Annotated in this window: 3 protein-coding genes; 2 read left to right on the forward strand and 1 reads right to left on the reverse strand. The window is 45.0% G+C overall.

The annotated features are described in order from the left end of the window. The first annotated feature begins 57 nt into the window (after nt 1-57). Nucleotides 58-1,167, forward strand: a complete 1,110-nt coding sequence (proB, locus tag QT974_RS25000) for a glutamate 5-kinase (RefSeq protein WP_333471105.1) — start codon at nt 58-60, stop codon at nt 1,165-1,167. Between the two features lie 110 nt (nt 1,168-1,277). On the opposite strand, the gene QT974_RS25005 is transcribed toward proB, so the two are convergent. Beyond that, nucleotides 1,278-2,033 carry a hypothetical protein gene (locus QT974_RS25005; RefSeq protein ID WP_333471106.1) on the reverse strand — a complete coding sequence of 252 codons (756 nt, stop codon included), beginning with the start codon at nt 2,031-2,033 and terminating at the stop codon, nt 1,278-1,280. 366 nt (nt 2,034-2,399) lie between these two features. On the opposite strand from QT974_RS25005, the gene ndk reads away from it, so the two are divergent. Next, the gene (ndk, locus tag QT974_RS25010) at nt 2,400-2,849 is read left to right on the forward strand and encodes a nucleoside-diphosphate kinase (protein ID WP_333471107.1); all 450 of its coding nucleotides are present in this window, start codon (nt 2,400-2,402) and stop codon (nt 2,847-2,849) included. Nucleotides 2,850-3,133 lie beyond the last annotated feature (284 nt).

Raw genomic sequence — 3,133 nt, forward strand, 5'->3', positions numbered from 1 at the left:
ACTGACAACTAACTACTGACAACTGACAACTGACAACTGACAACTGACAACTGACTAATGACTCAAACTATTGTTGTTAAAATAGGAACTTCGACGCTGACTCGATCGACTACCGGGAACTTAGCTCTGTCAACTATTGCTACATTAGTCGAACTTTTAGCGGGTTTGCGGCAGCAAGGACATCGAGTAGTGTTGGTTTCTTCCGGTGCGGTGGGGGTGGGCTGCGCGCGCTTGGGCTTGACGGAACGCCCGCGAAATATCGCTCTGAAGCAGGCTGTGGCGGCCGTGGGACAAGGGCGGCTGATGCGCGTATATGATGACTTGTTCACAACTCTACAACAGCCGATCGCCCAAGTATTGCTCACCAGAGGCGATTTGGTGCAGCGCAATGGGTATGTTAATGCCTACAATACGTTTCAACAACTGCTGAGATTGGGCGTAATTCCGATCGTCAACGAAAACGATACTGTAGCGGTAGACGAACTCAAATTTGGCGATAACGACACGCTGTCGGCGCTAGTGGCGAGTTTGGTAGAAGCAGATTGGTTGTTTGTGCTCACGGATGTCGATCGGCTGTATTCCGCCGATCCGCGCAGCAATCCCGACGCACAGCCGATCGCCCTAGTAGAAAGTATGGCACAACTGGCAGCATTGGACGTGCAAACAGGAGATTCCCGCAGCGGTTGGGGAACCGGCGGAATGGTGACAAAAATTGAAGCGGCGAGAATCGCCACAGCATCGGGAGTGCGCACAGTCATCACCAACGGTGGCTTTCCTGGTAATATCGAGAAAATACTTAACGGAGAGTCGATAGGTACTCAATTCGAGCCGCAACCGCGCCCAGTAAACGCTAGAAAACACTGGATAGCCAACGTCTTAATTCCCGCTGGAAAACTGTATTTAGATGCGGGTGCTGTCAAGGCAATTTCCCACGGTGGAAAATCGCTTTTAGCTGCGGGCATTTCTGGAGTAGAAGGAGAATTTCAAGCTGATGATTCCGTGCATTTGTGCGACACAGAAGGCAAGCAAATTGCGAGGGGACTTGTCAATTATAGCAGTTTAGAGTTGAGACAAATCCAGGGCTGTAAATCGGATAAAATTGCTGAGATTTTAGGCTATGCGGGTGTAGAAACTGCGGTACACCGGGATAATTTAGTGATTGTTTAAATCATTAAGCCGTTGTACAAGATCGCGGTAACAATTCTGTTAATTCAAACAATGAGTGGGTGGGCACTTTCGGAACCCGCCCAAAAAGTTAAATATCAATGCAGAATAGCTTAACAAACGTCCAAACAGTCGAGGGCGCGATCGAAGGGAGAAATTGACGATATTTGCAACACAGTCTTGCAAGAATTTGTTTGGGTGTGTCCGAAGAGTTCATTCATCGCTTCGGTAAATAGTTCAAATACATTTTGTGCTAAATCTAAACCTGCTTGGCGTTCGGCATTAGTAAGTTCTATCTCTGCTAAAACTTGCAACATCTCCGGTGTATTTAAAATGTGATGAGTTTCCAAACCCACATAACCTCCTCCCAAATAAACATATTCTTTTTTGATAACTTCCTGTAATTCCATTACTACTTCGAGCGCCGCCTCAAAAAAAATCCTGGCGGTTGCTTCCAGGGCTTCCACTAACACGAGTTTTTGAATGGGAGAGGCATTCCAAGCGTAGCGTTCTAGCACCGAACAGAGCGATCGAGTTTTTTGAGTTTCCTGACCCCAAAGCAGCCTGAAGTCGCCGTAACTCATTAAGTTGTTGAAGCCCAATGTTTCTAGATGTTGCAAATATCCCTGCCAGTAGTAGTTTTCTTTGTAAGTATATTTGTTAATCAGTTCCTGAACTTTGTTGTTACTAGAAGATTCTCGGAGGACGTACTTGTTTAAGTCGCTCAATCCCACAGCCAAAGGATCGAGTACAGGTGCAAAAATTAGTCGTTGATTCGGGTGAATATGTTTGTTTGCCATAAATTCAAATAACGGCAATTTGGCAAATTCTTGCTTTTTTTGTGCAATGAATGCTACAATATCTCTCATAGCTTTTTCCCCTAACCTGCTGCGCTTTCACTCATTTTTATACCTTCGTTAATTATGTATGTTTTTGAGCATTACTAATTGTGTTTGTTATCATACTTATTTGTATTTGATATCATAGGTAAGAGTGTTTGAAGTCACAGAAAATTGTGATTTGCATCATATAGGATAAATTACCCGATCGAGATTTGGGCAAAAAGTAGTTGGAGTCGCTACTTATAAGCGATCTCGGTGCGCCGAAGAGCGCAATACATATAAAGGTTGCGCGCAAGTCCCAAAATAACAATTTTCTCTTCTCAGAATTGCCTTTGGGTGCATTGTGAGCTACTCTGTCTTTTGGATCGGTTAAGAAAACAATAGGAGTTAATCTTGGAACGGACTTTTTTAGCAATTAAGCCCGACGGCGTACAGCGCGGACTCGTCGGCGAAATTATCGGTCGTTTTGAAGCCAAGGGCTTTACCCTAGTTGGGATGAAGCTAATCACGGCGAGTCGCGAACTAGCCGAACAGCATTACGGCGTGCACAAAGAAAGACCGTTTTTCGCGGGACTGGTAGACTTCATCACTTCCGGGCCGATGGTGGCGATGGTGTGGGAAGGATCGGGCGTTGTGGCCTCTGCGAGAAAAATGATTGGCGCGACAAATCCTCTGAATTCTGAACCGGGAACAATTCGCGGCGATTTGGCTGTGAATGTCGGTCGCAATATTATTCACGGTTCTGATGCTGTCGAAACTGCGAATCAGGAAATTAGTCTTTGGTTTAAACCTGAAGAATTGAGTAGTTGGACTCCTTGTTTGAGTCCTTGGATTGTGGAGTAGTTTTGATATTCTCCCGATTGTGAATCGGGAGATATTCTTATTTTTAATAATAATCAAGCCGCATTTATCTAAAAAATTTATTGGACGCACCCAAATCTCAGAAACCGGGTTTCTTCCGATATTTCTCGTACTCCACCGAAATCTTCATAGAAACCCGGTTTCTCGCCACGCAGCGACAGAAATTAGATCGCACTAATCCCAGAAACCGGGTTTCTGATTGAATTTCTGCTACTCAACCGAAAATTGTCATAGAAACCCGGTTTCTCGCCACCCAACCTAATCCC

Origin of the sequence: Microcoleus sp. BM001215392, assembly GCF_036700185.1 — a bacterium.
In the GTDB taxonomy this organism is placed as follows: domain Bacteria; phylum Cyanobacteriota; class Cyanobacteriia; order Cyanobacteriales; family Microcoleaceae; genus Microcoleus.

Excerpts from the sequence above, each read along its gene's own strand:
- proB (WP_333471105.1), top strand. The coding sequence starts at position 58 with ATGACTCAAACTATTGTTGTTAAAATAGGAACTTCGACGCTGACTCGA.
- QT974_RS25005 (WP_333471106.1), bottom strand. The coding sequence starts at position 2,033 with ATGAGAGATATTGTAGCATTCATTGCACAAAAAAAGCAAGAATTTGCC.